At 64.9% G+C, this 25,470-nt stretch carries 25 protein-coding genes; 12 read left to right on the top strand and 13 right to left on the bottom strand.

What is annotated here, in order from left to right; all coding sequences use genetic code 11:
* Positions 1 to 34 precede the first annotated feature (34 nt).
* The 3 genes from VE25_RS08770 to VE25_RS08760 are packed head-to-tail and all read left to right on the top strand — an operon-like array spanning position 35 to position 2,176.
* On the top strand, positions 35 to 1,228 hold the full coding sequence (locus VE25_RS08770) for an N-acetylglucosamine-6-phosphate deacetylase (RefSeq protein WP_046108230.1): 1,194 nt from the start codon (positions 35 to 37) through the stop codon (positions 1,226 to 1,228).
* The gene (locus VE25_RS08765; protein ID WP_046108229.1) at positions 1,209 to 1,673 is read left to right on the top strand and encodes a hypothetical protein; all 465 of its coding nucleotides are present in this window, start codon (positions 1,209 to 1,211) and stop codon (positions 1,671 to 1,673) included. Before VE25_RS08770 ends, VE25_RS08765 begins: the two co-directional genes overlap by 20 nt.
* A complete protein-coding gene (locus tag VE25_RS08760; protein ID WP_046108228.1) occupies positions 1,670 to 2,176 on the top strand; it encodes a hypothetical protein in 507 nt (168 codons plus the stop codon). Before VE25_RS08765 ends, VE25_RS08760 begins: the two co-directional genes overlap by 4 nt.
* Here VE25_RS08760 and VE25_RS21775 read toward each other — a convergent pair.
* From VE25_RS21775 to VE25_RS08750, 3 genes are read right to left on the bottom strand one after another with little or no spacing between them, the layout of a single operon-like run.
* Positions 2,173 to 4,425: an MFS transporter gene (locus VE25_RS21775; RefSeq protein ID WP_052731836.1), complete on the bottom strand. Its 2,253-nt coding sequence runs from the start codon at positions 4,423 to 4,425 to the stop codon at positions 2,173 to 2,175. The genes VE25_RS08760 and VE25_RS21775 overlap by 4 nt on opposite strands.
* Positions 4,426 to 4,436: 11 nt before the next feature.
* Positions 4,437 to 4,574 carry a hypothetical protein gene (locus VE25_RS22945; protein WP_160299969.1) on the bottom strand — a complete coding sequence of 46 codons (138 nt, stop codon included), beginning with the start codon at positions 4,572 to 4,574 and terminating at the stop codon, positions 4,437 to 4,439.
* A 7-nt stretch (positions 4,575 to 4,581) separates the two neighbouring features.
* Positions 4,582 to 5,382, bottom strand: a complete 801-nt coding sequence (locus VE25_RS08750; RefSeq protein ID WP_046108227.1) for a helix-turn-helix transcriptional regulator — start codon at positions 5,380 to 5,382, stop codon at positions 4,582 to 4,584.
* 149 nt (positions 5,383 to 5,531) lie between these two features.
* Here VE25_RS08750 and VE25_RS08745 point away from each other — a divergent pair, with 149 nt between their 5' ends.
* Complete coding sequence (locus tag VE25_RS08745) at positions 5,532 to 6,305, top strand: phytanoyl-CoA dioxygenase family protein (protein ID WP_046108226.1); 774 nt, start codon at positions 5,532 to 5,534, stop codon at positions 6,303 to 6,305.
* Between the two features lie 71 nt (positions 6,306 to 6,376).
* Here the strand turns inward: VE25_RS08745 and VE25_RS08740 are convergent, their stop codons facing one another.
* The 7 genes from VE25_RS08740 to VE25_RS08705 are packed head-to-tail and all read right to left on the bottom strand — an operon-like array spanning position 6,377 to position 13,560.
* Positions 6,377 to 7,876, bottom strand: coding sequence for a M81 family metallopeptidase (locus VE25_RS08740; protein ID WP_046108225.1), 1,500 nt, complete (start codon positions 7,874 to 7,876; stop codon positions 6,377 to 6,379).
* 17 nt (positions 7,877 to 7,893) lie between these two features.
* A complete protein-coding gene (locus tag VE25_RS08735) occupies positions 7,894 to 9,174 on the bottom strand; it encodes an amino acid deaminase (protein ID WP_046108224.1) in 1,281 nt (426 codons plus the stop codon).
* 9 nt (positions 9,175 to 9,183) lie between these two features.
* Positions 9,184 to 9,996 carry an HpcH/HpaI aldolase family protein gene (locus VE25_RS08730; RefSeq protein ID WP_052731835.1) on the bottom strand — a complete coding sequence of 271 codons (813 nt, stop codon included), beginning with the start codon at positions 9,994 to 9,996 and terminating at the stop codon, positions 9,184 to 9,186.
* Between the two features lie 13 nt (positions 9,997 to 10,009).
* Entirely contained in the window at positions 10,010 to 10,795 is a 786-nt protein-coding gene (locus VE25_RS08725; protein WP_046108223.1) for an SDR family oxidoreductase, read from the bottom strand.
* A 2-nt stretch (positions 10,796 to 10,797) separates the two neighbouring features.
* Positions 10,798 to 11,757, bottom strand: coding sequence for a Gfo/Idh/MocA family oxidoreductase (locus tag VE25_RS21770; RefSeq protein WP_052731834.1), 960 nt, complete (start codon positions 11,755 to 11,757; stop codon positions 10,798 to 10,800).
* A gap of 7 nt (positions 11,758 to 11,764) precedes the next feature.
* Positions 11,765 to 12,541, bottom strand: coding sequence for an SDR family NAD(P)-dependent oxidoreductase (locus VE25_RS08710; protein WP_046108220.1), 777 nt, complete (start codon positions 12,539 to 12,541; stop codon positions 11,765 to 11,767).
* A gap of 11 nt (positions 12,542 to 12,552) precedes the next feature.
* Positions 12,553 to 13,560, bottom strand: coding sequence for a Gfo/Idh/MocA family protein (locus VE25_RS08705; RefSeq protein WP_046108219.1), 1,008 nt, complete (start codon positions 13,558 to 13,560; stop codon positions 12,553 to 12,555).
* A 356-nt stretch (positions 13,561 to 13,916) separates the two neighbouring features.
* Here VE25_RS08705 and VE25_RS08700 point away from each other — a divergent pair, with 356 nt between their 5' ends.
* From VE25_RS08700 to VE25_RS08670, 7 genes are all read left to right on the top strand, one after another.
* Complete coding sequence (locus VE25_RS08700; protein WP_052731833.1) at positions 13,917 to 14,636, top strand: FCD domain-containing protein; 720 nt, start codon at positions 13,917 to 13,919, stop codon at positions 14,634 to 14,636.
* 110 nt (positions 14,637 to 14,746) lie between these two features.
* Positions 14,747 to 16,378: an ABC transporter substrate-binding protein gene (locus VE25_RS08695; RefSeq protein WP_152664560.1), complete on the top strand. Its 1,632-nt coding sequence runs from the start codon at positions 14,747 to 14,749 to the stop codon at positions 16,376 to 16,378.
* Between the two features lie 82 nt (positions 16,379 to 16,460).
* Entirely contained in the window at positions 16,461 to 17,423 is a 963-nt protein-coding gene (locus VE25_RS08690; RefSeq protein WP_046108218.1) for an ABC transporter permease, read from the top strand.
* A gap of 2 nt (positions 17,424 to 17,425) precedes the next feature.
* Positions 17,426 to 18,367 carry an ABC transporter permease gene (locus VE25_RS08685; RefSeq protein WP_046108217.1) on the top strand — a complete coding sequence of 314 codons (942 nt, stop codon included), beginning with the start codon at positions 17,426 to 17,428 and terminating at the stop codon, positions 18,365 to 18,367.
* 4 nt (positions 18,368 to 18,371) lie between these two features.
* Complete coding sequence (locus VE25_RS08680) at positions 18,372 to 19,388, top strand: ABC transporter ATP-binding protein (protein WP_046108216.1); 1,017 nt, start codon at positions 18,372 to 18,374, stop codon at positions 19,386 to 19,388.
* Positions 19,375 to 20,415, top strand: a complete 1,041-nt coding sequence (locus VE25_RS08675; RefSeq protein ID WP_046108215.1) for an ABC transporter ATP-binding protein — start codon at positions 19,375 to 19,377, stop codon at positions 20,413 to 20,415. Before VE25_RS08680 ends, VE25_RS08675 begins: the two co-directional genes overlap by 14 nt.
* A gap of 21 nt (positions 20,416 to 20,436) precedes the next feature.
* The gene (locus VE25_RS08670; protein ID WP_046108214.1) at positions 20,437 to 21,363 is read left to right on the top strand and encodes a dihydrodipicolinate synthase family protein; all 927 of its coding nucleotides are present in this window, start codon (positions 20,437 to 20,439) and stop codon (positions 21,361 to 21,363) included.
* A gap of 24 nt (positions 21,364 to 21,387) precedes the next feature.
* On the opposite strand, the gene VE25_RS08665 is transcribed toward VE25_RS08670, so the two are convergent.
* On the bottom strand, positions 21,388 to 22,431 hold the full coding sequence (locus tag VE25_RS08665) for an amidohydrolase family protein (protein ID WP_046108213.1): 1,044 nt from the start codon (positions 22,429 to 22,431) through the stop codon (positions 21,388 to 21,390).
* A gap of 328 nt (positions 22,432 to 22,759) precedes the next feature.
* Here VE25_RS08665 and dusA point away from each other — a divergent pair, with 328 nt between their 5' ends.
* Entirely contained in the window at positions 22,760 to 23,779 is a 1,020-nt protein-coding gene (gene dusA, locus VE25_RS08660) for a tRNA dihydrouridine(20/20a) synthase DusA (RefSeq protein ID WP_083988819.1), read from the top strand.
* Here the strand turns inward: dusA and VE25_RS08655 are convergent.
* Entirely contained in the window at positions 23,740 to 24,426 is a 687-nt protein-coding gene (locus VE25_RS08655) for a retropepsin-like aspartic protease family protein (RefSeq protein WP_046108211.1), read from the bottom strand. The two genes, dusA and VE25_RS08655, sit on opposite strands and share 40 nt — an antisense overlap.
* A 152-nt stretch (positions 24,427 to 24,578) precedes the next feature.
* Positions 24,579 to 25,418, bottom strand: coding sequence for an adenosylcobinamide-GDP ribazoletransferase (locus VE25_RS08650; protein WP_052731832.1), 840 nt, complete (start codon positions 25,416 to 25,418; stop codon positions 24,579 to 24,581).
* Between the last annotated feature and the right edge of the window lie 52 nt (positions 25,419 to 25,470).

Here is a 25,470-nt window from a genome sequence, read left to right as displayed (position 1 = left end):
ATTAGCATAATAACATGCTAATAAGGGTTCGCCGATGGGTGTCAAGCAGAAGTGGGCCGGAGCGCTTGTCGTTACCCCCACCGGCGTCGTTCTGCGCGACCTGCTGATCGAAGACGACCGTATCGTCGATCTCGCACTTCCCGGCACACCCGTGGGTGAGGACTGGAAGGTGCTCGATTGCCGGGGCAGGCTGATCTTCCCGGGTCTCATCGACCTTCTGCAGCATGGGTTCGATGTCAACCTCTATTCGGATGCGACGCCGGAGGGCGTGGCCGATTCGGCGGCCAAGCTGCCCGCCCGGGGGGTAACCGGGTTTCTCCCTTCCATCGGCTGCCAGCCGCCACGCGCCTTTGCCGACGTGCTGACCCGTCTGTCGGCGGCTTGCGGCCGGGCGCAAGGGGCGCGCGCCATCGGCATCCACAGCGAGGGACCGTGCTTCAATTCGCCGGGTGCACACAATCCGCAGAACCTGCAATTGCCTTCCTCCGAGCTGGCCGCGCTTATGCTCGACAATGCCCATGGGCGGCTGGCGGCTGTCACCATCGCTCCTGAGTTGCCCGGCGCCGAAGCCTTCATCCGCACGATGAAGGACAATGGCGCGTCGGTCCATCTTGGGCACAGCCGGGCGGCGCCGGACGACGTTTCACGCTATGTGGGCTGGGGCATCGATGCGGTGACGCACATGTACGACGTGATGCAAACGCTACCGCCCGATGACTCCGGCGTGCATGTGTTTTCACTGCCGGACGCCCTTCTGGCGGAGCGGCACCTTGCGCTGGGCGTGGTGGCCGACGGCATCCATGCCCATCCCAAGCTGCTGCGCATCCTGGCGCAATTGCCGGTCGATCGCGTCTTCCTCGAGACGGACTCGATGAAGTATGCTGGTCTTCCCGGCACGGAATTCGAGTTCTATCCCGGCTATTTCGTGACCAGCGCGCCCGGCAAGGCGGTGCGCGACCGCAATGGCGGGCTCTGTGGGTCGTCGCTGACGCCGGACGAAGGCATGCGCAACTACATGGCGATGGCCGGGGCGGACCTGGTGCAGGCGGCTCATGCCGGCAGCCTGGTGCCAGCGCGGGTGATTGGCCGCCAGCGGGATATGGGCAGCATCGAGAAGGGCAAGCTGGCTGATTTCGCCGTGCTCGACCCGCTCGATCTTTCGGTGGTGGAGACGATCATTGGCGGACAGTCATTCTACAGGCGAGCAGATGCCCCGGCAGCAGCTTGAGAAATCCCTGCGCTATCAGGAGGACGGCAACGTCCACCTCGATTTCCACGGGGCGGTCAACACGACCATCGACTTCATCGTCGAGCGCTACGGCATCGAGGTGCTGCACGAGATTTTCGCCAAGGTCGGCAAGGACGTCTACCGCGACCTGCGCCAGCACATGCTGGATGGCGACCCCGACGAGATGGTGCGCCACTGGCGGCACTTCTTCGACCGCGAGAATGCCGACTACGACATAGCCGTGGGCGAGGACGAGATCGTGCTGACGGTGCGCCGCTGTACCGCTTACCACCACGTCGCCAAGATCGCCCCGGCAGTGTCGCCCTATTTCTGCGACCAGACGAGCAAGGTCAACGAGGCCATCGCCGAAGGCTCGGCCTATCGGATCGATACCGAAATTACCGGGCCGGGCGCCTGCCGCCAAGTCATCCGGAGGCGCGCATGATCCCGAGCGACCATTTCACCCGCTTTTACAACGAGGTCTTCAAGTTCCTGGAGAGCCGGGGCGAGGAGGACCTCGAGCTCTACTGGCTCGAAATCAGCAAGAACCAGGAGCGCCACATCCTGGAGCTGATTGAAACCAAGGGCTTTGAGGGCATGTACGAATATTGGTCGGTGATCCGGGACGAGGAGAATTGCGATCTCGACCTGATCGTCGATGACGAGCATATCGAGCTGCACATGCATAAATGTCCGAGCCTGACCAAGGCGATGGACAATGATGCCGAGCCGATGGAGCGCTATTGCGACCATTGCGCCGGCTGGATCGGCCCGATCATGGACAAGACCGGCTACCACCTGGTCTATGACGCGATCAGCCGCACCGAGCCGCGCTGCGTCAGCCGCATCTTCAAGGATCCGGCCAAGGCGCGCGAGGCCGAGAAATCGGCGCGGCTGCTGATGAGCTGGCCCGGGCGCAAAGCCAAGCAGGACGGATCAAAACCCTAGTTTTTCGCGCGGGGCAGAACAGCGCGCATCGATACGGCGAGCAGGACCATGAGGGCCCGGTGCGGCTCTGTCAGATGTGCTGTGCCGTCGAGTAAGGCCAGAACGAGATCACGGTCTTTGTGGCTGGCGGCAGCGATATCGGGTCGCAGGGCCTGGAGGGCGGCGAATGCGGTTTCGGTAGGGCCGTTGCCAAATTCGCTGGCCGCGGCCTGCAGTGTCCGGGCACGGATTCGGGCAGCTTCGCCCGACGGCATCGCCTTGGCGACCTTGCCCAGAAGTTCGGGCAGGCAATAGCCGGGCATCTTCTCCTCGCGGCGCCAGTTGCGCGCGAAACGTTCTTCGACGTGCAGGATCTTGGCGATGGCCAGCAGAACCACCTTGCTGCGCGGCTCGCTGACATGGCCGCCGTCCACCGCTTGTTGGACGTAGACGGCGACGAGCGCCGGGACACTCTGACGGTCGCCATATTTGCCGAGGGCCGAGGCGGCCGCCAGGCGGCAATCGATATCGGGATCGTCGGCCAGCATCGCACGGATGGCCGGCAGCTGGGCGGGGCTGCGGATATCGCCGAGGGAGCGGGCGGCGCGCGAGCGCAGCAGCCGGTTGGGATTGTCGAGGAAGGCGGCGATGGCGCCGGCGCTCGCAGTGGAGCGCAATTGGCCCAGGGATTCGAGCGCGGCATATTGCAGTTCGATCAGCCCGTCATAGCTGAGCATCTCCTCGAGCGCCCGGATGGCGGCAGGAGAGGGCGGCAGGCGGCCGAGGGCCCGGATGGCTTCGTGGCGAACGTCGAAACTCGGATCGGAGAGCGCGCCGATCAACTCGTTCCGGGCCAGGGTGCTGCCGATGCCGCCGAAGCCATAGGCGAGGTCGCGCCGCCGTTGCTCGGAGGTGAAGCTGGAGAAGCGCTGGATGCTCCAGAGCGCGCGGAGCGGATTGCCGGAATAGAACTGGCCGAGGAAGTCGCGGACGCCGGTGGCGCCTTCTTCCTGAAGCTGCGAGAACACCAAGGCCGAAAGCGCCGTGGCGAGGGCGCCGGCGAGGAAGAGAAGTTCATAGCCGCCCAGGTGAACGCCTGCGGCGGTGATGCCCGTCGGCTCGAAGTGCTGCACGAGCACGCCGGCAAGGACGGTGAGGCCGCCGCCGAAGATGCCGTCGCTGCTGTAGGCCAGAGCCATATAGCTCTCGCGATGGGCCGGGGGCACGTAGTTCAGCATGTAGATGCTGCCCGGCACCATGGCGCCCTGGACCAGGAAACCGAACAGCAGGAAGACGGCGCCCGCCAGGAGCTCGACGCCGGGAATGCCGGCATGGACGAAAGGCAGGACGAGCAGAAGCACGACCTGCAGGGCCTGCAGGGTGATGCGGATGGCGCGCGTGCCGTGGCGGTCGACGAACCAGCCGGCGGCATAGCTGCCGGCAGCAGCACCCACCGGCACGAGCGCGGCCATGAGCACAAGCTGGCCGCTGGAGATGCCGAGCCGTTCGCGGAAGAACAGCAGCAGGAAGACGTTCATCGCCGAGAAGATCAGGTACTGGCTGCCCGAGGAGAACAGGAAGGCGAGGAAATTGCGGTCGCGCAGGGGCACGCGCAGATTACCCAGCAGCTGAGATGATCCTCCGGCCGCCTGCCTTGGCGCGCCGCCGCCAAGGCCGAAGAGACAAAGAGCGCCCAAAGCACCGATGACGATACCGATGACGAAGACGGGGTAGAAGCGCTCGATGCCGTCCCGCCCATCCAGCCAGAGCTGGATGAGGAAGGAACCGATCAGCGCCACCGGCAGATAGGCGATGGCGATGCGGCCGCTGATCTGGCCCCGCACGAGGCGGGGGATGAACTCCTGCTGCCACGGCGTCACCGCGGCCTCCGAGAGGGTGCGGCAGATGGCGTAGGCGATGACGGCGCCGAAGATCAGCGCGAACGCGACGTCGGGGGCGTCGATGAATTGCGGCGCGAAGAACAGCGGCACGAGGAAGATGTAGCGCGCCAGAAGCGCGAGGGCGGCGACGCGGCGCATACCGAAGCGCAGGATGATCGGCAGGCTGGTAATACCCAGGATCTGGAAGAAAGGCAGGATGCCGCCGATGAGGCCGATGCGGTCCTTGTCGATGCCCAATTCGGCCGAGAACAACACCAGCGGCGCCCCGACCGTGCAGAGCACCGCGGTGGCCGTAAGGGCGGAATAGAGATAGAGGAACGGCAGGCGGCGGAGCTTTTCGTAGTCGGTCAACTCGGGCGCGGTGGACACGGGCGGATGCCTCAAAGCCGGATACGGAAGGTCTTGACGACATACTGGCAGTTTTCAACCTGCCAGCAGCAGGCGAGGAACTGGCAGTCGGCCAATCGCTGTCCGAAGCGGGGATTGGCGTAGGGCGTGCCGGCCTCGACGAGCTGCATTTGAGCCTCACGCGAAGGGGTTCGAGCGGTGGCGGAACTGCCCCGGCGTGCAGCCGCGGCTGCGGTGGAAGGCGGCAATGAATGTCTCGGCGTGGCCGTAGCCGACCAGATGCGCGATCTCGCCGATGCTGTGGCGCGTGGTGGACAAGAGGTCCTCGGCGCGGCGCAGGCGCATCTCGCGCAGATGGCCGCCGGCCGATGTGCGGTAGAACCGGCGATGCCGGGCGCGCAAGGCGCTTTCATGCACACCGAGAAGCGCAGCCACATCGCTAAGCGTGCGAATCTTGGGCAGGGTCTTGGCCGCCTGCCGCCAGGCCATCTCGAGGGCGCGATCGAGTTCGGGCGCAGGGGCGTCGACGGCGACGGCCGGATGCTGGAAGCAATCGAGAATGGCCAGGAGCAGCCGGCGACGGCGGTCGGCATCGACCGCGACGATGGAGCCGGCGAGATCGAGGCTGAGGCGCAGCATGGCCTGGATGTGGAGAGCATCCCCGGGCCGCGGGCGGAGATATCCCGGGCCATCGAGGCCGAGCGCGGCGGCATCGGGCCACTCGAAATGGCAGATGGAGGCAGTGGCGAAACCGTCGACGGCGGCGCCGGCGAAATGCGTGCCCGGCAAGATGAGCAGTCCGTCCGGGGCGGCGATGGTCAGGTCGTCCCCGGCGATGGCGAGGTGCACGGCACCTTCGTGAATCCACAGGAGGTCATGGAAGTCCCAGACCACGGGCCCGATGGGCATGCGTCTGTCGAAGCGGCCGAGGCGATGCTCGCGCAGGACGATGCCGTCGGGGGTGATGGGACCGCTCATGACAGCACTGCATCACCGCGGCATGGCGAAAGCCACCGCAAAGTGCGCTGATCGATCGGAATTCCTCGTTTGGCGTCGCAGGTCTCAACAGACGGGACGACCGGAACGGGCTTTGATGACCGAGAGGGGAACGCAGAAGGAGAGCATCCATGTCCCAGATCCAGCCGAACCTTGCCGGCCTCAAGCAGGACTTCGATCGCGACGGCTATATCGCCATCCGGCCGCTGTTCGACGCAGCCCGGATGGCCGAGATCAACCGCGAGTTCGACCGCTATATCGCCGAATGCGTACCGAAGATGGCGGACACGGAAGTGTTCTATGAGGCCAAGGGCGACAAGGGCTCGCTCAAGCAGATGCAGAACATGCAGCACTACGACGCCTATTTCCGCGACCTGTTGGAAACCGACACCATTCGGCAATTGGCCGAGACCATGCTGGGTGAGCCCGCCAGGGCGGTGAACCTCGAATACTTCAACAAACCCGCCGGCATCGGCAAACCGACCCCGCCGCACCAGGACGGCTACTATTTCCACTTCAATCCGCCGGCGGCGGTGACCGGGTGGCTGGCGCTGGAGCCCGTCGATGCCGAGAACGGGTGCATCCACTATGTGCGCGGCTCGCACCTGGCGCCGGGCTACCGCCCGCACGGTCGATCGGAAATCCTCGGCTTCTCGCAGGGCATCACCGATTTCGGCACCGAGGACGACAAGGCCAATACCGTGGCCTTTCCGGGTGAAGCCGGAACGCTCTTGATGCATCATTCCAAGACGGTGCACTGGGCGGGTGCGAACACCTCGCCAACGCGCGCCCGCCGGGCGCTGGGCTTCGTCTATTTCGGGCAGAGCGCAAAGGTCGACGAGGCGGCCAAGGCCGCTTATCAGGCTAGGCTGCAGGCCGATCTTCGGGCGGCCGACAAGATCTGAGCGACAGCGGAGCCCGGAGGGGCTCCGCCGTGCATCGATGCGATCGCTGTGGCAGCGCGGCATGGCGGCCCTCAGTGCAACGAGATGACCTTGCCCTCTAGCTTGGTGAAGGGCAGGCGGCGCAGGTCGCTGGTGCAGAGGCCGGGACTATCGACGTAGAAGCCGGCCCGCATGATCGGATCGTAGGCGGCACGGTGGGAAACGGCCGCCTTGATGACGACATAGGTGGCGTCTTCCGGCCGCAGGCCCTGCGAATGGTACTGGCCCAGGTCCATCGGCGCCGTCTTGCGTTCGGAGAGCAGAATCTTGGCCTGTCCATTGCTCACCACGGCGCAGCGGCCCATGCGGATGGTGGTGCCGCCCATGGAGGCGAGGTGCGACTTTGGATTCTCCAATTGGAAGACCCCGTCGCTGAGATGCTCGACCGTGCCGATGAAAGGGATGGGCTCGCCGTGGTGCGCGTCCGTCTTGCCGCCGATCTCGAGGGAGACGGTCTGACCCTTGCCGGCGGCGAAGCATTGAGCGACGGAGTCGCGGTCGGCGATGGCGGCGAGGATGTTGGTGCGGCCGGTTGCGAGCAAAGGCCCGAGCAGGCCCGTGGCGTCGCCAGGCGTACCGCCGCCGATGTTGTCGGCCGGTTCGATGAGCAGGATCGGTCCTTTGCCCGCCGGCAGGGCATCGGCCTTCGCCAGGGCGGTGGCGAGGTCGTCCTCATGCGGGTAGCCGGCGGCAATATTGGCCTCGAGCACATCCACCAGCGCGTCGAGGTGTTTTTCTGCCGCTGCGACCGGGCCTTTGGTGATGAGGTTCAGACTGAAGCCGCAATCGGCAATGTCGGAATAAGCGTAGCCGGCCATGACGTTGATGGCGAGGATATCGGGATCCTTCGCCTCGATAGCGCGGGCGGCGGTGAGCACGCTCCTCATCGGGTCGTTGGCTGACCCGACGCCTGTGGGCGGGATCACGTATTTGGTCGCTCGGTGCAGCGGTTTGAGGTCGGGTTCGCTGAAGGCGCGGTCGAGCAGTTCGGCGGCAGCGACCGCGGATTCGTAAGCGTCCGTGTGCGGGTTCTCGCGATAGGCGCGCAGGACCGTGGTGTTCTCGACCATCGTCCGGGAGATATTGCCGTGCAGGTCGAGCACGGCGCCGATCGGCAGGTTGCCGCGACCGGCTGCCGCCAGGCGTTCGCGGACGGTCTTGAAGATCAGGCCCTCGACGTCGTCCGAACCTTCGCTCACCATTGCGCCGTGCAGCACGAGGAAGATGCCGTTGATCTCGTGCATGTGGCGGTCGAGACCGGCGAGGAAATGTTTGAAGAAGAGGTCGACGACGTCGTCCGTCACCTTGCCGGCCGGCTGCGCCGCCATCTGGATGGTGGGCAGGATGCGCCAGCCGGCCTTGTCGGCATAATCGATGAAGCCGGCGCTGGGCGAGCCATTGCCGCGGTTCTGGTCGACGGCCGCCCGGCCGATCCTGATGCCGCCGTCCTCGAACTGGGCCATGCCGGTCTTGTGGGCGAGGAAGGTGTGGGTCTCATGGTAGAGGCCACCGAACAGGATGGTCTTGGTCATGACGGGCGGGCCTTGGGTCAGAAGAAGGTGAGGACGCCGTCGATGACGGTGTAGTCGTCGTCGACGATCGGCAGGAACCGCCATTTGTCGAAAGCGGTGCAGGGATGGGAGACGCCCGAGGCGACGAGATCGCCCACCTGCCAATCCGCGTCCGGACCGAGGCGGACATAGGCGTGCTGGTCGTTGGTGGCGAAGATTTCGGCCGTGCCGACCGGCAGGAAGCCGGCGCCCGGGCGGTAGCGTTTGAACGGCACCGGCAGGCCGGAATCGTAGGGCACGTCGCGCTTGCCCATGGAAAGGAAGGCCAGGCCTGGCTCCGGTATGGACTGGACATAGGCCCAGGCTTCGAGCGCCGGCTCGAGGTCGGACTTCCACGAGCGGCGCGGATCGGCCTTGGCCTCGTCCTGAGCCTTCTTGTAGGCGCCGGAATCGTTGGTGACGTAGCAGCCCGAACGCAGCAGCACGCGCACCGGAACGGGCAGGTCGAGCGTCGCGAAGCGGTCGGCGACGATGTCGAAATAGGAGGAGCCACCGCCCGAGAGGATGAATTCGTCGAGGCCGGCATAAAGGCCCGGCGGCAGGGCGCGGGCAATGTCGACGATCGATTGCGCGAAGGGCTCGACCAGCATCGGGTTTTCGCCGATGCCGGGTAAGACGCCTTCGAAGGTGGCAAGGCCGGCGAAGCGAACGAGTTTCGCGTCGCTCGCCGCGAGCCTTTCGGCCAGCGACAGGGCCTCGGCCTGGTCGCGCAGGCCGGTGCGCCCGCCCTTGGCGCCGATCTCGATCAACACCTTGACCGGACGTGGCGGGGCCAGCGGCGCAAGGTGGCGCAGCATATTGTCGAGTTGGGCGGGGGAATCGAGGAAGCAATAGAAGTCGAAGTCGGGATCGTCCCTGAACAAGGCGACAATTCCGGCCAGATGCGCCTTGCCGATCAGCTGGTTGGCCAGCACCACGCGTCTGACGCCGTAGTGATGCATGACCTGCACCTGGTTGATCGTCGCCGCGGTCATGCCCCAGGCGCCGCCGGCCAGTTGCTCGGCGAAGATGTGCGGACTCATCGTCGTCTTGCCATGCGGGGCGAGCGACAGGCCGTGACTGGTCAGGTATTGCCCGAAGACGCTGGCATTGTGGTCGAGGGCGCTGCGCTTGAGGACCATCAGCGGAAGCGGCAGGTCCTCCCTGAGCACGTTCCAGCCCTTGCTGCCGATCTCGGCGAGGGGGAAGGGGGCGGCTGTCGCGGGGATGCCCTTGGTGCGGCCGTCGAGCAGCGTTTTCGCCAGCGCTTCGAGGTCCATTGCTGCCTCCTAGATGGCGTCGAATGCGGACAGGACGTCGTCGGCATAGGTGGCCAGCGCCACCACGTCCGCACCGACGCTCAGCATGTTGTAGCCCATGGAGACGTAGTCCCTGACATTGGCCTTGCCGGCGACGGTCACGGCGATCTTGCCGTACTTGCGGGCGACCTCGGCGACGCGCTGGCGCACCTTGACGATCTCGGGCGCCTGGAGCTGGCCGGGAATGCCGAGGCGGACGGAGTAGTCGCCGGGACCGAAGAACAGCGCGTCGACGCCGTCGATCTCGGCGATGGCCTCGATCTCCTCAAGGGCCTCGGGATCCTCGATCTGGTGGCACACGAAACGTTCCCTGTTCGCCGCCTCGAGATAGTCGAGGAAGCCGACGCGGGTGAACATGCCGTCATTGTTGCCGCCGTCGACGGCCCGGCGGCCGAGCGGGGCGAACTTGGTCATGTCGCGTACGGCGCGGGCGTCGGCGGCGCCCATGACATGGGGCACGATGAGGCCGGCGGCATCGGCTTCGAGCGGACGGATATAGTCGGAATAGCTGCCGCGGGCGACGCGGACGAGACTGTCGACATCGTAGATCTTGGCGGCACGGATCTGGTTCTCGATGGCTTCGAGACTGGCCGACGTATGCTCCTGGCAGAGCCAGAGCGCATCGGGCCGGGCCTGGGCGAAGATCTCGGCAACCTTGGCGTCGAAAGTATTGAGCTTAAGCACGCGGGCGACCCCGCCGGCGGCGATGGTGCGCAGCACGCGGCTGGGACGCATGCGGTGCGCCGTCGCGGGGGTGGCGGAATAGGGCTGCTTTTCGGACATGGGGGACCCGGTGCTATTTTGCGGTGTAGCCGCCATCGACCGGGATATTGGCGCCGGTGATGTAGGCGGATGCGTCGGAGGCGAGGAAGACGATCGAGCCCATGAGGTCGGTCTCGTTGGCCATGCGGCCAAGCTGGGTCCGGTCGGCGTAATTCCTGACGAAGGGCGCCGGCTGGCCGCTGTAGAGGCCGCCGGGGGAGAGGCAGTTCACCCGCACATTGTCCTTGCCCAGGATGCTGGCGGCCCAGCGGGTGAAGTTGAGCATGCCGCCCTTCTCATAAAAGTAGATGGGCGAGGGATTGGCATTCATGTCGGTACCCGCATAGTTGCCCATCTCCACCCCGACCATGCCCATCATCGAGCCGATATTGATGATCGAGCCCGACTTGTTGGCGGCCATCGACTTGCCGAAGAGCGAAGTGATCTTGAAGAGCGCCGAAGCGTTGACGCGCAGGCTTTTGTCATACTCATCGAGGTCGTGGTCCCAGCCGTCGATGGCCGAGCGCGCGACCGCGTTATTGACCAGCACGTCGCAACGCCCGGCACGCTCGAGGATGGTCCTGTGCAGGGCCTCGATCGAAGCATCGGAACTGAGGTCGAGCGGCAGGGCGGTGACGTCGTTGCCGGCGGCGCGCTCCTCGGCGGCGACGGCTTCGAGCTTGCCCTGGTCACGGGCGGCGATGAAGGTCGTGGCGCCCGCTTCGGCCAGGGCGGCGACGATCTGGCGGCCATAGAGGCCGGCGCCGCCGGTACAAAGGGCGACCTTGCCCTTAAGGGAGAAGGTGTCGAGTACGCCCATGGTCAGGCTCCGAAGCTGGAGAGCAGGATTTCTGCACCGCCGGCCTCGCGGCTTTCGATGCCGGCGATGACCAGTTGCATCAGCTCGCGCGTCTGTGCAAACGGCACGGGAGGAGTGCCGGTGCGCAGGAACCCGACATAGCTTTCGAGCTGCGCCTTGAACGCAGTATAGGTGTCCTGGCTGCGTAAGGTAACGCCGCCCTCTGTGCCGGCAAGGGTGATGAAGCCGGAGCCGCCGATCTGGTCGGCGGTGGTGGTGATCACCACGTCGATGCCCCTTGAGTGCTTGAGATGCACGACATTGCGCTCATAGGTGCCGGTGTTGCGCACCGAGACGAAGCCGGGGCCGACGATCGGATAAATCGATTCCAGCGCGTGAATGCCATAGGTCTCCCACTTCTTGGCCATCGTGGCAAAGACCGTGCGCAGGGCGCCGAACTCGTGGGTGGCGCCGTGATAGGGCGCGAACTCCTTGGCAAAGCGCATGCCGGACGAGGAGATGATGGGCTTGCCCTCGGCCACCCAGCGGCTGAAGGTCTCGAGATCGGCCCGGTTGTCGCAAAGGGGTTTATCGACGAAGACCGGCAGCCCGGCTTCGACGAAGGGGCGGGCGCGTTCGACATGCTCGAAGCCCTTGTCGGTGGCGACGATCACGGCGTCGACCTCGCCGACCACGTCCTCGGCGCGGGCGACGACATTGGCGATTTTGGCGACCGCGGCGACCTGCGGCGCGTCGGCGGGATCGTCGGTCCAGACATGGGTCACCTCGACGCCGGGGATGCCCAGCGTTTCGGGGGGCTGCTTGCCGATATAGTTGATGATCGCCGGGTAGGGGCAGGTCTTGAGTGCCTCGGCGTCGTAGCGGCCGTTGATGATCATCGACCAGGAATAGGGGTGGCCGTTGCCCTCGACCATGCCGAGCATGGCCAGCCGGATCGGGCGGTCTCCAAAGGGAAAGTCCATCAAGTCCTCACCAGGCGGTCCAGCCGCCATCTACGCCCAGCACCTGGCCGGTGACGTAGGAAGCGGCGTCGGAAATCAGGAAAACGGCGGCGCCGGCGGTCTCGTGCTGGCGGCCGATGCGGCCGAGCATGGTCCCGGCCTCGAGATTGGCGATGAAATCAGGATGCGCCTGCTGCACGGCGGCATGCGGGAAGGGGCCGGGATAGAGCGCGTTGACGCGGATGTTGCGCGGGCCGTAGTGCCCGGCCATGTAGCGCACCATCTGGTTGAGGCCGGCCTTGCCGACGCCATACTCGATGGCGTTGGGCGCCATGCCGCCCGGGTATTTCTTCGGGTCGGGCGAGACGACGCCGTACATGGACGAATAGAGGACGATCGCGCCGCCCGAACCCATCGCATCGGCCGCAGCGCGGGCCAGAAGGAACGTGCCGGTGAGATTGATGCGGTTGGCCAGATCGAACGTCGCCGCGTCGAGCTCGCCGAAGGTCTTGCCGGAATTGAATGCGGTGGCGGCGATGAGCCCGGAGAGCGGGCCGAAGGCTGCCGCGGCATTCTCGACGCAGGCGAGGATGGAGGCCTCGTCGGCCATATCGAGAGGCAGCGTGGCGACGCTGCCCTTGCCCGGCGCCGCCTCGACCTCGGCCTTGGCCGCGAACAGGCGCTCGGCGTCACGGTCGGCGATGACCACATTGGCGCCCTGCGCCTTGAGCAGCAGGCAGACGGGAGTGCCGAGATATCCGGCGCCGCCGGTGACCAGAACGTTGCGCCCGTCCAGTGCGAACATGGCGTGCCCCCTCAATTGTCGACGGTGATGATCTTGCGCTCAGTCCAGGACCGCTTGGCGGCGAGCGCTACCTTGAGGTTCAGGCGGGCGTCCTCCAGCGTCGCCAGGTGGCACGGCTTGCCCTCGAGTGCATCGAGCATGGCGTTGGCCTGGATGGTGAAGCGTGCCTGATGCGCCTCGGTGGGCACAAGGCCATCCATGTAGTCGCGGGTCTCGACCGGCTTGCCGCTGTCGTCGGTGGAATAGCTGAGCACCGAGTGCTCGAGCGTCAGGTTGCCCTTGGTGCCGATGAAGTCGCTGCGGTTGGTATTGGGCTTCTGGAACTGGTTGATGGTCAGGTTGGCCATGGCGCCGCTTTCGAAGCGGATGTTTACGAGGCAGGTATCCTCGGTGTCGGTCCCCTCCAGCACCAGCCGGTCATACATGGCGCCGACCTGTACCGGACGTCCCATGAGCCAGATCAGCATGTCGAAGGCGTGGCTGGCAGCGTCGAGAATGGCACCGCCGCCCATTTCGGGGCGGGCATAGTAGGTGCGCTGGAAATCCGGGCGGTATTTGGGGAATTCCTGGGAGGAGTTCACGTAGGCGAGCCGCAGGGCGCCGATATCGCCATCGGCGATGCGCTGGCGCAGGGCCAGGAGTTCGGGAGCGATGCGGCGGATATAGCCCACTCGTGCCAGGATGCCGGCTGCGGTCACGGCTGCGAGCGCTTCGTCGACGCCGTCCATGGTCACGGCCAGAGGCTTCTCGACCATGAAGGGCAGCCTGGCCGCGGCGCAGGCCAGCATCAGAGGCACGTGCAGATGTGCGGGGGCGCAGATCACTGCGAGATCATGGGCTGGAAGGTCCACCTCGGCGAGGTCGGCATAGCCGCGTTCGAGGTCGAACATGGCCGACGCTTCGGACCGCCTCTCTGCATCGGGCTCGACGATGGAGAGCCTTGCCCTGCCGGTCGCGAGATAGCCGCGCAAGTGCCGACGACCGATCCCGCCACTGCCGATGACCAGGACCCTCTTCATCAATTCCGCCCCCCGCCATGCGACCTTGATTGTCGCTTGACACCCAAAAAAGATATGTTGTTATGTTAATGAGATATCTTTGACTGTCAACTGGATCGCCGGGGCTCGTGAAGAGAAATTTGCCCATAAATAGCCGATTTCACGCACATCGTTCTGCAGATAGTGCGATCACAGGTATCTTTGAGCGAATTTTTTGCTTTCAGAGGGAAAAGCCGTCAGAGAGACGTGAAGCTTCTGGTCAGTCGAGGTGCCGAAACATCGGCGCACGTGTCCGTTTTGGTCGACCAAAAAGGAAATATTTGACACCAAAATGGGATGTGTGGTTGCCTTTTGGCGAGTTAGGTGTGGGGAACGCCATGGCTGTGACGGCATCGGAAATCGCCAATGTTCTGGCCCGCGAAGTGCATGAGGGCGTCCTTGGCGTCGGCGCCATGCTGCCATCCGAGCGCGACCTATGCGCCCGTTTCGGAGTGGGGCGTACGGCGATACGCGAGGCGATCGGGCTGCTCGAATCGATGCGGCTGATAGAGCACCGCAAGGGATACCGGCCGCGCGTCGTCTATCCCACGCTGTCGCAGTTGCTCGCCAGCATTTCCGAAGCGTCGGGCTTGTTCTTCCGGGGAACGGAGGGCAGCGCCCATCTCGAGCAGGCGCGACTGTTCCTCGAGGTCAGCATGGCCCGCTATGCAGCCGAGTGGGCGACGCCGGCGCAGATCGGCAAGATGGTCGCGGCCATCGAAAAGGCGGATATCGCCGTCGAGGACCTGTCGCGGTTCCGGGACGCTGACGTGGAGTTCCATCGGGCGCTGGCGGAAGTGCCCGGCAATCCGATCTTCGTGGCGCTGCACGATGCCTTCGTCGACCGGCTGATGCGCGCCCGCCCGGCACCCAGGGACATTCCCAGCCACAACCGCCGCAGCAACGACGAACATCGCGGCGTGGTGCAGGCCATCATCGCACGCGACCCCGAGGCCGCCGTGTCGATCCTGACCAAGCATCTGACGCGAAATTACGCCGTCTACGTCAACCACGTCCTGGCTCCGTCCATGGCCGGCACGAAACCAGCGGAGGCGTGACGCGGCGAGACGGGTAACGCGGGGGACACACCCGCCCTGGTTCGAGATGCCGGCAGGGAGTGAAACCGGTCCGGACCAGATCAATCAATCTTCATGACAGGGGAACGCATATGCATATGAAGAAGCTCATGGCCCTGGCCGTCGCGGGGCTGATGTCGACGACTTTCAGCGGCTCGGTAGCCGCCCAGCCCATCAATGACAACCAATTGTCCGATCCGCGCGTGCGCCAGGCGATCGCCTATGCCATCGACATGGATACGATCGCCGAGACGATCTTCGAGGGCCAGGCCGTGCCGGCCGTCGGCATGCTGCCCGATGGTCCCAACAAGCCGACCGACCTCGAGCCCTACGCCTACAATCCGGACAAGGCCCGCGAGCTGCTCGCCGAGGCGGGCTGGGATTCCAACCGCGTGCTGGACGTCGTCTACTATTATACCGACCAGCAGACGGCCGACCTGATGGCCGCCATCCAGGCGTATCTCGCCGATGTCGGCATCCAGATGAACTATCGCCTGCTCGAGGGCGATATCGGCTCGCAGATCTCGGTGGTGCCGGATGATCCGGTCAACGGCCCGTCCAAGGTCACCTGGGACATGCTCTACGGCGCCCGCGCCGCGTTGGCGCTGCAGGAGTATTTCAACCGCTACGCCTACGGCCTCAAGCCGATGATCCCCAATATCCCGCGGATGAACGAGCTGGTGGCCAAGGTCAACGGCACCACCGATCCCGAAGTGCAGCGTGAAGGCTACTTCGAGATGGAGCACATCATCAACGAGAACGTCTACCAGATCCCGCTCTACTACCAGCAGCTCTTCACCTATGAGAGCGACCGGTTGAACCGCAACGGCGCTCCCTATGGCAACGAGCAGTACAACTACGACTGGGCCGTCGAGACCTGGACGATCGAGCCCGACGCCAGCGGCAAGGGTGTGCTCTATACCAATGCCGGTCCGGCGCAGTTCTTCGAAGTGCCGTGGCAGAACTTGGGAATCTGGGTGCACAACAAGTTCGCCTTCGACACGATCCTCGAGGCCGATGGCACATTGACGCCGATCGGCGGGGAACTCGCCGACACCTATTCGGTGAGCGAGGACGGGCTGACCTTCACTTTCACGCTGAAGGACGGGCTGACTTGGCACGACGGCGAGCCGATCACCGTCGATGACGTGGTGTTCTCGATCGGGGCGGCCCTGAAGTTCCCGATCACCCAGCCGGTGCTGCAGGCAACCCTCAAGAAGATCGAGGGCGCCGAAGCCTATGTGGCCGGCGAAGCCGACACCCTGGCCGGCGTCACGACCGAGGGCAACACCGTCACGATCAAGTTCGCCAGCATCGACCCGAACGTGCTGCTCAGCTTCAGCCAGTTTGCGCCGTTGCCGGCCAGGCATTTCGAGGGTGTCGATCCGTTGAACCTGCAGCAGGCGCCGTTCTGGCAGAAGCCGATCGGCTCGGGCCCCTTCAAGATCGACGAGGTGGTGATGAACGACTACACCACGCTGGTGCCGTTCGAGGGCTACCACAAGGGCACCCCGAAGATCGAGCAGATCATCGCCCGTCCGTCCTCGGACAATGACGGCAACCTGCTGGTCAACGCCACCGCGGGCAAGGCGGACTTCGGCTACACCAAGTCCGCCGCCGACGTGCCCGGCCTCGAGGCCCTCGACTTCATGAACATCCACCCGATCGACATCCCGTATACGCGTATGCTGTGGATCAACCAGTTCGAGCATCCGGCGAACTGATCCGCCAACTGCGGGAGCGCCGGGCCTCGCCGGCGCTCCCGCAGCCATTTGTCGATCCCAAGAGAACGCGGACCGGGCGAGCATGCTGACCTACATCATCAGGCGTGTCCTGATCCTCATCCCCATGGCGTTCGCCATCTGCTTCCTGGTGTACCTGGGACTGGAGCTGACGCCGGGGGACGCCGTCTCCCACATGATCAACCCGGACGCGCTGGGCAGCATGAACGCCGATCAGCTCGAGGCGCTCCGGCAATCGCTCGGCCTGGGGCAACCCTTCTACGTCCGCTTCTGGGCCTGGTTCACCAACCTCATCCAGGGCAATTTCGGCTACTCCATGAATGGCGGTGTGCCGATCGGCAGCATCATCGCGACGCGCCTGCCGGCGACGCTCGAACTGGCAGCGGTGGCGCTGGTTTTCTCGACCGTCCTCGGTTGCCTGCTCGGCGTCGTTAGCGCGCTCAGCCGCGGCAGCAGGACCGACAATGTGCTCACGGTCATCGGCATGCTTGGCGTTTCCATCCCCGAATTCTTCTTCGGCCTCGTCGCCATCCTCGTTTTTGCGCTGAACCTGGGCTGGTTTCCGGTGGGCGGGCGCTCGATGCCCGGCTATATGACGTTGTGGGACCGTCTGCCGCACCTGGTGCTGCCGTCGCTGGTCCTGTCGATCATGCTGACGGCCGGCGTGATGCGCTACGCGCGCTCGTCCATGCTGGACGCTCTGAGCCGGGATTTCATCAAGACCGCGCGCAGCAAGGGCATTCCCGAGTGGCGCGTGAACCTGCTGCACGGCTTCCGGGTGGCGTTGACTCCGGTCGTCGTCCTGATCGGCTTCCGACTGCCGGTGCTGATCGGCGGCTCGGTGATCATCGAGCAGGTGTTCCAGTGGCCCGGCATCGGCAACGAGTTCATCTCGGCGGTGCGCTCGCAGGACTATCCGGTGGTGATGACCATCGCGCTCCTGTCGGTGATGGCTGTGCTGCTGGCGAGCCTGATCGTCGACATCCTGACCGCCGTCATCGATCCGCGCGTGCGGCTGGGAGAATAGAAATGGCCCATCAAACCTACCCCACGACCCGCAAGCGGACCCGGCTCGATGCACAGTTCGACCGCATCAGTGCCCGCGAGGAAGCGGGTGAAGCCCGCTCGAAAGGCGGTTCGCGCGCCTTCAACAAATTCCTCAACAACCGCCTGGCGGTGATCGGGCTCATCATCTTCTCGGTGATCGTGCTGACCGCGATCTTCGCGCCGCTGCTGACCCCCTACGATCCCAACAGGATCGATTTGCGCGCCATGCTGCAGCCACCCTCCTGGGAACACTGGTTCGGCACCGACCGGACAGGGCGGGACCTCTTTTCGCGCGTGCTCTATGGCGGACGCATCTCCATCCTGGTGGGGCTCGGCAGTGCCGTGCTCGCGGCGATCGTCGGCATCCTGATCGGCGTCTATACCGGCTATGTCGGCGGATGGCTCGATGCGTTGGCCATGCGCGTTTCGGAAATCTTCATGTCGTTTCCGCAGATCATCCTGGTGCTGCTGCTGGTCTCGATCCTCGGCCAGTCGTTGGTCAACCTCATGCTGATCTTCACGCTGACCGGCTGGGGCGGCATCTACCGCATGGCGCGGGCCCGCATGCTCAGCATCCGTGAGGAAGAATACGTGCTCGCATTGCGCAGCTTCGGGCTCAGCCGGCCGCTGATCGCCTACAAGCACATGCTGCCCAATGCGCTCGGTCCGATCATGGTGAACATCACCCTCTCCACGGCCGCCTTCATCCTGCAGGAGGCGGGGCTGAGCTTCCTGGGGCTCGGCGTGCCGCTCTCCATTCCCACCTGGGGCAACATCCTCAACGTGGCGCAGGATTTGCGCGTGCTGCAGAGCAATTGGTGGGTCTGGCTGCCCGTCGGCACCGTGATCTCGCTGTTCGTCCTCAGCGTGAACTTCATCGGTGACGGGTTGCGCGATGCCACAGACCCCAGCCAGCAGGGATAGAGCGATGACCGACACCCAGGACGTCGCCATCAGCGTGCGTGGCCTCAAGACCTTCTTCTACACCAACAACCGCTGCAACAAGGCGCTCAACGGGGTGTCCTTCGACATCAAGAAGGGCAAGACGCTGTGCATCGTAGGCGAGAGCGGGTGCGGCAAGTCGGTGACCGCCGCCTCGATCATGCAGCTGCTGCCTACCCTGTCGCGCATCGAGGAAGGTGAGATCATCTACCACTCCGACCGTGGCGACATCCCGCTGCATGCGCTCGAGCGCAACGGGCGCGAGATGCGCCGGGTGCGGGGCGCGGAGATCGCCATGATCTTCCAGGACCCGATGACCGCCCTTAACCCTGTCTACAGCGTCGGTTTCCAGATCAAGGAGAGCCTCAAATACCACACGGACATGTCGCGGCGCGCCGCGCATGAGCGGGCGATCACGCTGTTGACCGAGATGGGCATCGCCCTGCCCGAAAAGCGGGTCAACGACTTCCCGCACCGCTATTCCGGCGGCATGCGCCAGCGCGCCATGATCGCGATGGCCATGGCCTGCAACCCCAAGGTGCTGATCGCCGACGAGCCGACGACGGCGCTCGACGTGACCATCCAGGCGCAGATCTTCGAGCTGATGGACAAGCTCAAGCGCGAGCACGGCACCGGCATCATGCTCATCACCCACGACATGGGCGTGGTGGCCGAACTCGCCGACGACGTGGCCGTCATGTACATGGGCAATATCGTGGAGGCCGGCACGGTCGACGAGGTGCTGCGCAATCCGGTGCACCCCTATACCAGGGCATTGCTGGCCTCCGTGCCGGTGCTTGGCAACGGCAAGGACCAGGACATCAAGGCCATCCGGGGCTCGACGCCCGATCCGTTGAACCGGCCCAAGGGCTGCCAGTTCGCCGACAGGTGCGATTTCGCCACCGCCCAATGCCAGGCCATGCCGGACGAAACCCACATCACGCCGACCCACCGGGTCATGTGCTGGCGCCACGAGGAGCTTTCCGGCCATGGAGCACAATAACGACGTCATCCTGCGCCTGCGCGGGGTGAAGGCGCATTTCCCGGTGAAGGCCGGCGTGTTCAAGCGCACGGTAGGGCACGTCAAGGCGGTGGATGGCGTCGATCTCGACGTCTATCGGGGCGAGGTGCTGGGCCTCGTGGGCGAAAGCGGCTGCGGCAAGACCACGCTGGGCAAGACCATCCTACAACTGGTTCGCTCGACCGAGGGCGAGATCGTCTATCGCTCGCCGCAAGACAAGGAAACCGACCTCACCCGGCTCGACAACGAGGGCCTGGTGCCGTTCCGCAAGCGGCTGCAGATCGTGTTCCAGGACCCGCACTCGTCGTTGAACCCGGCCTTCACCATCTTCGGCTCGCTGGAAGACCCGCTGAAGAAATACGGGGTCAAGTCGCGCGAGGAGCGGCGCAGGATCATCGGCGACCTGCTCGAGGCGGTGAACATGCGCCGCGAATACATGGACCGCTATCCGCACGAATTCTCCGGCGGCCAGCGCCAACGCATCGGCATCGCCCGTGCGCTGAGCATCGAGCCGGAACTGATCGTCTGCGACGAGGCGGTGAGCGCCCTCGACGTTTCGATCCAGGCGCAGGTGCTGCAGCTGCTGATGAAGCTCAAGCGCGAGCGGAACCTGACCTACATCTTCATCACCCATGACCTCAGCGTCACCGAATATATCTGCGACCGCGTGGCTGTGATGTATCTGGGCCGGGTGGTTGAGCTCTGCCGCTCCGAAGACCTCTTCGCCAAGAACCTGCACCCCTATACCGAGGCGCTGCTGTCGGCCATTCCGGTGGCGGACCTCGACAAGAAGTCCGAACGCATCGTGCTGCAGGGCGACGTGCCGAGCCCGGTCAACCCGCCCCCGGGTTGCCCGTTCCATCCGCGCTGCCGCTACGCCAGGGACGTATGCCGGACCGAAGTGCCGCGTCTCAAGCGCTACCAGGTCGACGGCCATGACCATTATGCCAGCTGTCATCTCATCGATTTGCCGGAAGCCGCGCCGGAAGCGGTCGCCGCCTCGGCCTGATTTCCTCATCCCGGAGCCAAAATGCCTCGCAAGCTATCCCAGATCACCGGTGTCCTGCCCGCCCTGGTCACGCCCTTCGACGAAAACGAGGCGTTCGACGAAGGCCGCATGCGCACCGTCGTCGACTTCCTGATCAGGCGCAAGGTCGACGGCCTCTATGTGACCGGCAGCACCGGCGAGGCCTTCATGATGTCGCCCGAAGAGCGCAAGCGCGTGCTCGAAGTGGTGATGGACGAGGTCAAGGGCAGGATACCCGTCATCGCCCATGTCGGGGCGATCAGCACCCACCTTTCCATCGACCTGGCGCGCCATGCCGAAAAGGTGGGCGCCGACGCCCTGTCGTCCGTACCGCCCTTCTACTGGGGCTTCTCGCAGGACCAGATCGTCTCCTACTACACCGACATCACCGCTTCCACCGGCCTGCCCATGTGCGTCTACAACGTGCCGCTGGCCGGGCTCTTCGGCTTCGATATGATCAAGCGGCTGGCGCAGATCAAAGGCGTCGAAGGCATCAAGTACACCGCCTCCACCCACCATGACATCATGCGCATCAAGACCGAGATCGGGCAGGATTTCGTGCTCTATTCGGGCGCCGACGAAATGGCGATGTCGGGTGTTGCCTTCGGTGCCGACGGCATCATCGGCAGCTTCTACAACACCATTCCGGAAGTCTTCATCGACCTCTTTGCCGCGGCCAAGGCCGGAGACATAGAGAAGGCAAGGGCGCTGCAGGAGGTGGGCAACGCCATCATCTTCTTCGCGCTGGCGCGTAATCCGATCGCGGCGATCAAGCGCAGCATGGCCTGGCAGGGTGCCGACGCCGGCTATTGCCGCAAGCCCTTCGGCAACTTCTACGACGCGGCCTCGGAGGAAAAGCTCAAGGCCGAGTTCCGCGCCTTCAAGGCCGAGCGCGGGCTCACCGGCGTCAACTTCCTCGACGCGATCTGAGGTACATCGCGGCCGACCGGAGGATCACGCGCTCATAGCGGCGCGTACATCCCGCCGGGCGGCATCGACCAGGCTGCGGGCCGTGTCGTGGAACAAGGCTCGGCGCTGGACTGCGTCGAGTCCCACCTGGCGGGCGCCGCGTTTCATGGCCCGCAGTTGTTCGTAGCGAATGAAGGTCATGCGGCCATCGCAATGGCCGAGCGAGAGCTGGTGGTTGGTCTCGGACAGGAAGGCCCAGGCATAGCCGAACGCGATATACTTGCCGCGCATCGGACCGATCATGTCGTCGCTGCCATACATGACCCGGTCGACCCCCACGCCGGTATAGAGCGCATCGAGAGCGTCGGCCTCGCAGACGGTGGACGTGTCGTACCAGATGTTGGGCAGGCCGCGCAGGCTCGCGGCCGCCCTCTCGATGGCCCAGGCGGAATAGGACCGCGCGCAGTGGGCGAGGATCCAGCGAACGCGCGGATAGGCTTCGCTCAACCTGCATAACTCTTTGATATTGTTCGGGTCAGCCACAGCCTGGCGCTTGGAGAGGTGCATCATGACGATCAGCCCGAGCCGGTCGGCCAGCGCGATCTGGTGCTCGGGCAGGAAGTCGGTGATGGAGGCCTCGGCGCGGTCGGCATTGGTGGCATAGACAAGATAGGGCTTGAGGCCGACGGCGCCGGTGCGGCGGAGCGTCGCCTCGATGACGGTCGCGCTCATGCCGGGATGCACCAGCATCAGCGACGCGGAATCGGCGGCCTTGGCCATTTCCCTGCCGACATGGTCGTTGGACGCATCGAAGTCGCAGGCTCCGGCGAACGGGAAAGGGAAGGCCAACCGCTCGATCTGCCGGCCGGGCATCAGGGCCTCGTCTATCTGGTTGGCCAGCTCGAACGTCACCTCGGGAAAGTGCCGGCCGATGCTGGCGGCATAAGGGCCGCTCTCCTTGTCCTGGTTGATGTTGAACGCCCAGCGATAGATGTGCGTATGCACGTCGAAAACCTGTCGCGGCACAAAGGCATCGAGTTCTTCCTCCCAGATGCGCCGGTCCAGATCGGTGGGTGCATATTCGCTCATCGATATCGTCCTGATCCTGAACCATTATATTACATTGATAATAGCCCAGATGAAGCCGACATGACCCTGAGGCCTGGCCTCAACTCGAGACCGAATCTCTTTTGAGCGACCGATTTCCTTGCCAACATCCTTCATATCCCCGATATGCAGGTCGATCAGATTTGCGAAGGGCTTAGTCCCGTCCTTATGCTTGGGAGCTTTTGGCCCGAGTCAATCTCGCGTCCTGCTTGGCGAGAAGCTGGATGCCATCCCGTGCACACTGCGGGGGTACAGAACGCGAAAGGCGAGCTTGCGCACGTTTAAGGCCCGGAAAGACACGAGAAAAACCTTGAATTATCAAGCGCATAGATTTTCCGTCGCGCCCATGATGGAGTGGACGGACCGGCACTGCCGCTATCTCCACCGGCTCCTCAGCCGTCGGGCGCTGTTGTTCACCGAAATGGTCACCAGCGCCGCGCTCGTTCATGGCGATGCCGAGCGGCTCCTCGCTTTTTCGCCGGCCGAGCAGCCTGTGGCCATTCAGCTCGGCGGTTCGGACCCGGCCGAGCTTGCCGCCGCCACGCAGCTCGCCACGGCCGCCGGTTACGCTGAAGTAAATCTCAATGTCGGCTGCCCGTCCGATCGCGTGCAGTCCGGCCGGTTCGGCGCCTGCCTCATGGCCGAGCCGGACCTGGTCGCCGATTGTGTTCGCGCCATGCGCGAGGCGACGCATCTGCCGGTCACCGTCAAGTGCCGCATCGGCATCGACGATCAGGATCCGGAAGTGGGGCTCGACCGGTTCGCCGACGCGATGGTCGCGGCCGGCGCCGAGGCGCTCTATGTCCATGCCCGCAAGGCGTGGCTGCAGGGACTGAGCCCCAAGGAAAACCGCACCATCCCGCCGCTCGATTATGACCGGGTCTATCGTCTGCGTAAGCGCCTCGCGCCCTATCCGGTGATGATCAACGGCGGCATCGATACGCTGGAGGCTGCGCTCGCCCATCTCGACCACGTCGATGGCGTCATGCTCGGCCGCGCCGCCTACCACAATCCGATGATTCTCGCCGATGTCGATGCGCTCGTCTTCGGCGAGCCGGCGAAGCCGGTGACGCTCGAAAGCGTCATGGCCGGCATGCGCGTCTATGCCGGGGAGCAGATCGGGCAGGGCGCCCGCATCAACCAGATCACCCGCCACATGCTGGGCCTTGCCAATGGTCTGCCGGGCGCGCGCCAGTTCCGCCAGATCCTTTCGACCGACGCCTGCCGCAGGGGCGCCGGCGTCGAGGTGCTGGACAGGGCAATGGATGCTTTGGACGACGCCCGCCGGCGTCAGTCGGTCAGCTCCAGCGCGTTGCTGGTCACCGCGTAGCGGCTGAGGGTCTCGAGGAACGTCATCCCGAGAAGGCTCGTTTCCAGCGCTCCGTCCTCCGAGATGAAGGCGCGCACGTTCTGGCGCGTGATGCCGCCGACTTCGACGGCATCGAGGGTTACCCGCGCCGCCATGCCGGTGCCGTTGGCGGTCGAGACGGGGATGTCGAAGCGCAGCGTGTCCGTGTCGATCCCGGCCGCCCGCGCATCGGCTGTGGTCAACACCACGGCGCTCGCCCCGGTATCGAAGATCATCGGCGTCGTATGCCCGTTGACGGTCGTGCTGACCTCGAAGTGCCCGCCGATGCCGCGCCGGAAGGTCGCCGTGCCGCGCTCGGCGTCGACGACCGCGACGCCCGGTGCCAGCTCGCCGAAGACACGGCTGGCGACCCCCGCGATCTCCGCACGGTAGGAGTAGGTGAGGAGCGCAACGCCGAAAATCGCCACCCACATGGCGACGCCGCTGACGAGCTCGCCTGCCTTGTGCCGCCGCATGAAGGTGCCGCCGGCCAGGAAAATGAGGATGATGACGAGGAAAAGCAGCTGCCCCGTCTGGGATTCCGTCAACCCCACCAGGCTTCCCGCATCGCTGGCGATGAGAAGTCCGAGCCCGGCGGCAATGACGAGCGCGATACCGATGAAGATCATGTGCGGTCTCTGCCCTCGCCGAAGTCGTTCCTTATCCCGATAAAGTCATTCGTCTTGTCCGTTTCAAGGCAGGGCTCGGGATTTCTGGTTGAGGTCGACGCAAACTTGCGTGTGTTCTCCAAAACAGCCTTTCCACCGGGCTGGAGTTGGGTTCAGGACGCCAGCAGAAATGCCGTCAGCGCGGCTATTTCGCAAAGCGCGATGAGTCCTCCGGTCAGGTCTCCCGTCTGTCCCGCAACGAGCTTGCGGCAGAGCGCCGTCCAGCCGGCGACGGCGAGCGCGAGCAGCACGAAGGCGACGAGAAGCCCGAGATAGCCGGCGAACGGGCCTGCCAGCACGAGCGAGAGGATGACGGCAAAGCCCGCTCCGGCGGCAAAGCTCTTCCAGCCGAGCTCGCCGGCCGTGGCGCCGGCGCCCGTCTGCCGCGCCGGTGGCAACGCCACCGGCAGCCAGAGCGCCGTCGAGCGGGCGAGTACGCCTGCCGCCAGCCACAGTCCTCCCGCCGCCAATGGGTTTTCCGCGCCGATCGCTCCAAGCGCCGTCACGCGCAGCAAAAGAAAAAGGCAGAGCGCCGCCACGCCATAGGTGCCGTGCCGGCTGTCCTTCATGATTTCCAGCCGGCGCTCACGACTCGCCCCGCCGAAGAGCCCGTCCATGCTGTCGGCCACGGCGTCCTCGGCCATGGCGCCGGTCGCCAGCACCGCCGCCGCCACTGCCAGCGCCGCGGCGAAATAGCTGGGCAGCCCCAGCAGCAATCCGAAAACGAGGAGCAGCGCCGGGCCGATCCCGATGACGAGGCTGGCGAAGGGCAGGGCGAGCGCCATGCGCGCGAGCGAAGGCGTCTCGTGCGGGCTGTCACCCGTCGGCAGGCGCGAGAAGAAACGCAGCGCCATCACCGTATCGGCGAAGAGCCCGCCCGCGTCGTCCCTCGCGAGGCGAGGCCCCGGCCCCTCCTCGGTTTGCGCAATGGTCGGTTCGCTTTCCTGGCTCAATTGCAATTCCACCCACTTTGGGCAACAAGACCCAGCCTTCCTACCATAGCCG

It is taken from the genome of Devosia geojensis (assembly GCF_000969415.1).
Classification (GTDB): Bacteria; Pseudomonadota; Alphaproteobacteria; order Rhizobiales; family Devosiaceae; genus Devosia; species Devosia geojensis.
This window is presented reverse-complemented; position numbering and strand designations above follow the sequence as displayed.

What these genes read in the sequence shown, in the direction of transcription:
- VE25_RS08770 (WP_046108230.1), top strand. Translation starts at nt 35, where the DNA reads ATGGGTGTCAAGCAGAAGTGGGCCGGAGCGCTTGTCGTTACCCCCACC.
- VE25_RS08765 (WP_046108229.1), top strand. Translation starts at nt 1,209, where the DNA reads ATGCCCCGGCAGCAGCTTGAGAAATCCCTGCGCTATCAGGAGGACGGC.
- VE25_RS08760 (WP_046108228.1), top strand. Translation starts at nt 1,670, where the DNA reads ATGATCCCGAGCGACCATTTCACCCGCTTTTACAACGAGGTCTTCAAG.
- VE25_RS22945 (WP_160299969.1), bottom strand. Translation starts at nt 4,574, where the DNA reads ATGCAGCTCGTCGAGGCCGGCACGCCCTACGCCAATCCCCGCTTCGGA.
- VE25_RS08750 (WP_046108227.1), bottom strand. Translation starts at nt 5,382, where the DNA reads ATGAGCGGTCCCATCACCCCCGACGGCATCGTCCTGCGCGAGCATCGC.
- VE25_RS08745 (WP_046108226.1), top strand. Translation starts at nt 5,532, where the DNA reads ATGTCCCAGATCCAGCCGAACCTTGCCGGCCTCAAGCAGGACTTCGAT.
- VE25_RS08740 (WP_046108225.1), bottom strand. Translation starts at nt 7,876, where the DNA reads ATGACCAAGACCATCCTGTTCGGTGGCCTCTACCATGAGACCCACACC.
- VE25_RS08735 (WP_046108224.1), bottom strand. Translation starts at nt 9,174, where the DNA reads ATGGACCTCGAAGCGCTGGCGAAAACGCTGCTCGACGGCCGCACCAAG.
- VE25_RS08730 (WP_052731835.1), bottom strand. Translation starts at nt 9,996, where the DNA reads ATGTCCGAAAAGCAGCCCTATTCCGCCACCCCCGCGACGGCGCACCGC.
- VE25_RS08725 (WP_046108223.1), bottom strand. Translation starts at nt 10,795, where the DNA reads ATGGGCGTACTCGACACCTTCTCCCTTAAGGGCAAGGTCGCCCTTTGT.
- VE25_RS21770 (WP_052731834.1), bottom strand. Translation starts at nt 11,757, where the DNA reads ATGGACTTTCCCTTTGGAGACCGCCCGATCCGGCTGGCCATGCTCGGC.
- VE25_RS08710 (WP_046108220.1), bottom strand. Translation starts at nt 12,541, where the DNA reads ATGTTCGCACTGGACGGGCGCAACGTTCTGGTCACCGGCGGCGCCGGA.
- VE25_RS08705 (WP_046108219.1), bottom strand. Translation starts at nt 13,560, where the DNA reads ATGAAGAGGGTCCTGGTCATCGGCAGTGGCGGGATCGGTCGTCGGCAC.
- VE25_RS08700 (WP_052731833.1), top strand. Translation starts at nt 13,917, where the DNA reads ATGGCTGTGACGGCATCGGAAATCGCCAATGTTCTGGCCCGCGAAGTG.
- VE25_RS08695 (WP_152664560.1), top strand. Translation starts at nt 14,747, where the DNA reads ATGCATATGAAGAAGCTCATGGCCCTGGCCGTCGCGGGGCTGATGTCG.
- VE25_RS08690 (WP_046108218.1), top strand. Translation starts at nt 16,461, where the DNA reads ATGCTGACCTACATCATCAGGCGTGTCCTGATCCTCATCCCCATGGCG.
- VE25_RS08685 (WP_046108217.1), top strand. Translation starts at nt 17,426, where the DNA reads ATGGCCCATCAAACCTACCCCACGACCCGCAAGCGGACCCGGCTCGAT.
- VE25_RS08680 (WP_046108216.1), top strand. Translation starts at nt 18,372, where the DNA reads ATGACCGACACCCAGGACGTCGCCATCAGCGTGCGTGGCCTCAAGACC.
- VE25_RS08675 (WP_046108215.1), top strand. Translation starts at nt 19,375, where the DNA reads ATGGAGCACAATAACGACGTCATCCTGCGCCTGCGCGGGGTGAAGGCG.
- VE25_RS08670 (WP_046108214.1), top strand. Translation starts at nt 20,437, where the DNA reads ATGCCTCGCAAGCTATCCCAGATCACCGGTGTCCTGCCCGCCCTGGTC.
- VE25_RS08665 (WP_046108213.1), bottom strand. Translation starts at nt 22,431, where the DNA reads ATGAGCGAATATGCACCCACCGATCTGGACCGGCGCATCTGGGAGGAA.
- VE25_RS08655 (WP_046108211.1), bottom strand. Translation starts at nt 24,426, where the DNA reads ATGATCTTCATCGGTATCGCGCTCGTCATTGCCGCCGGGCTCGGACTT.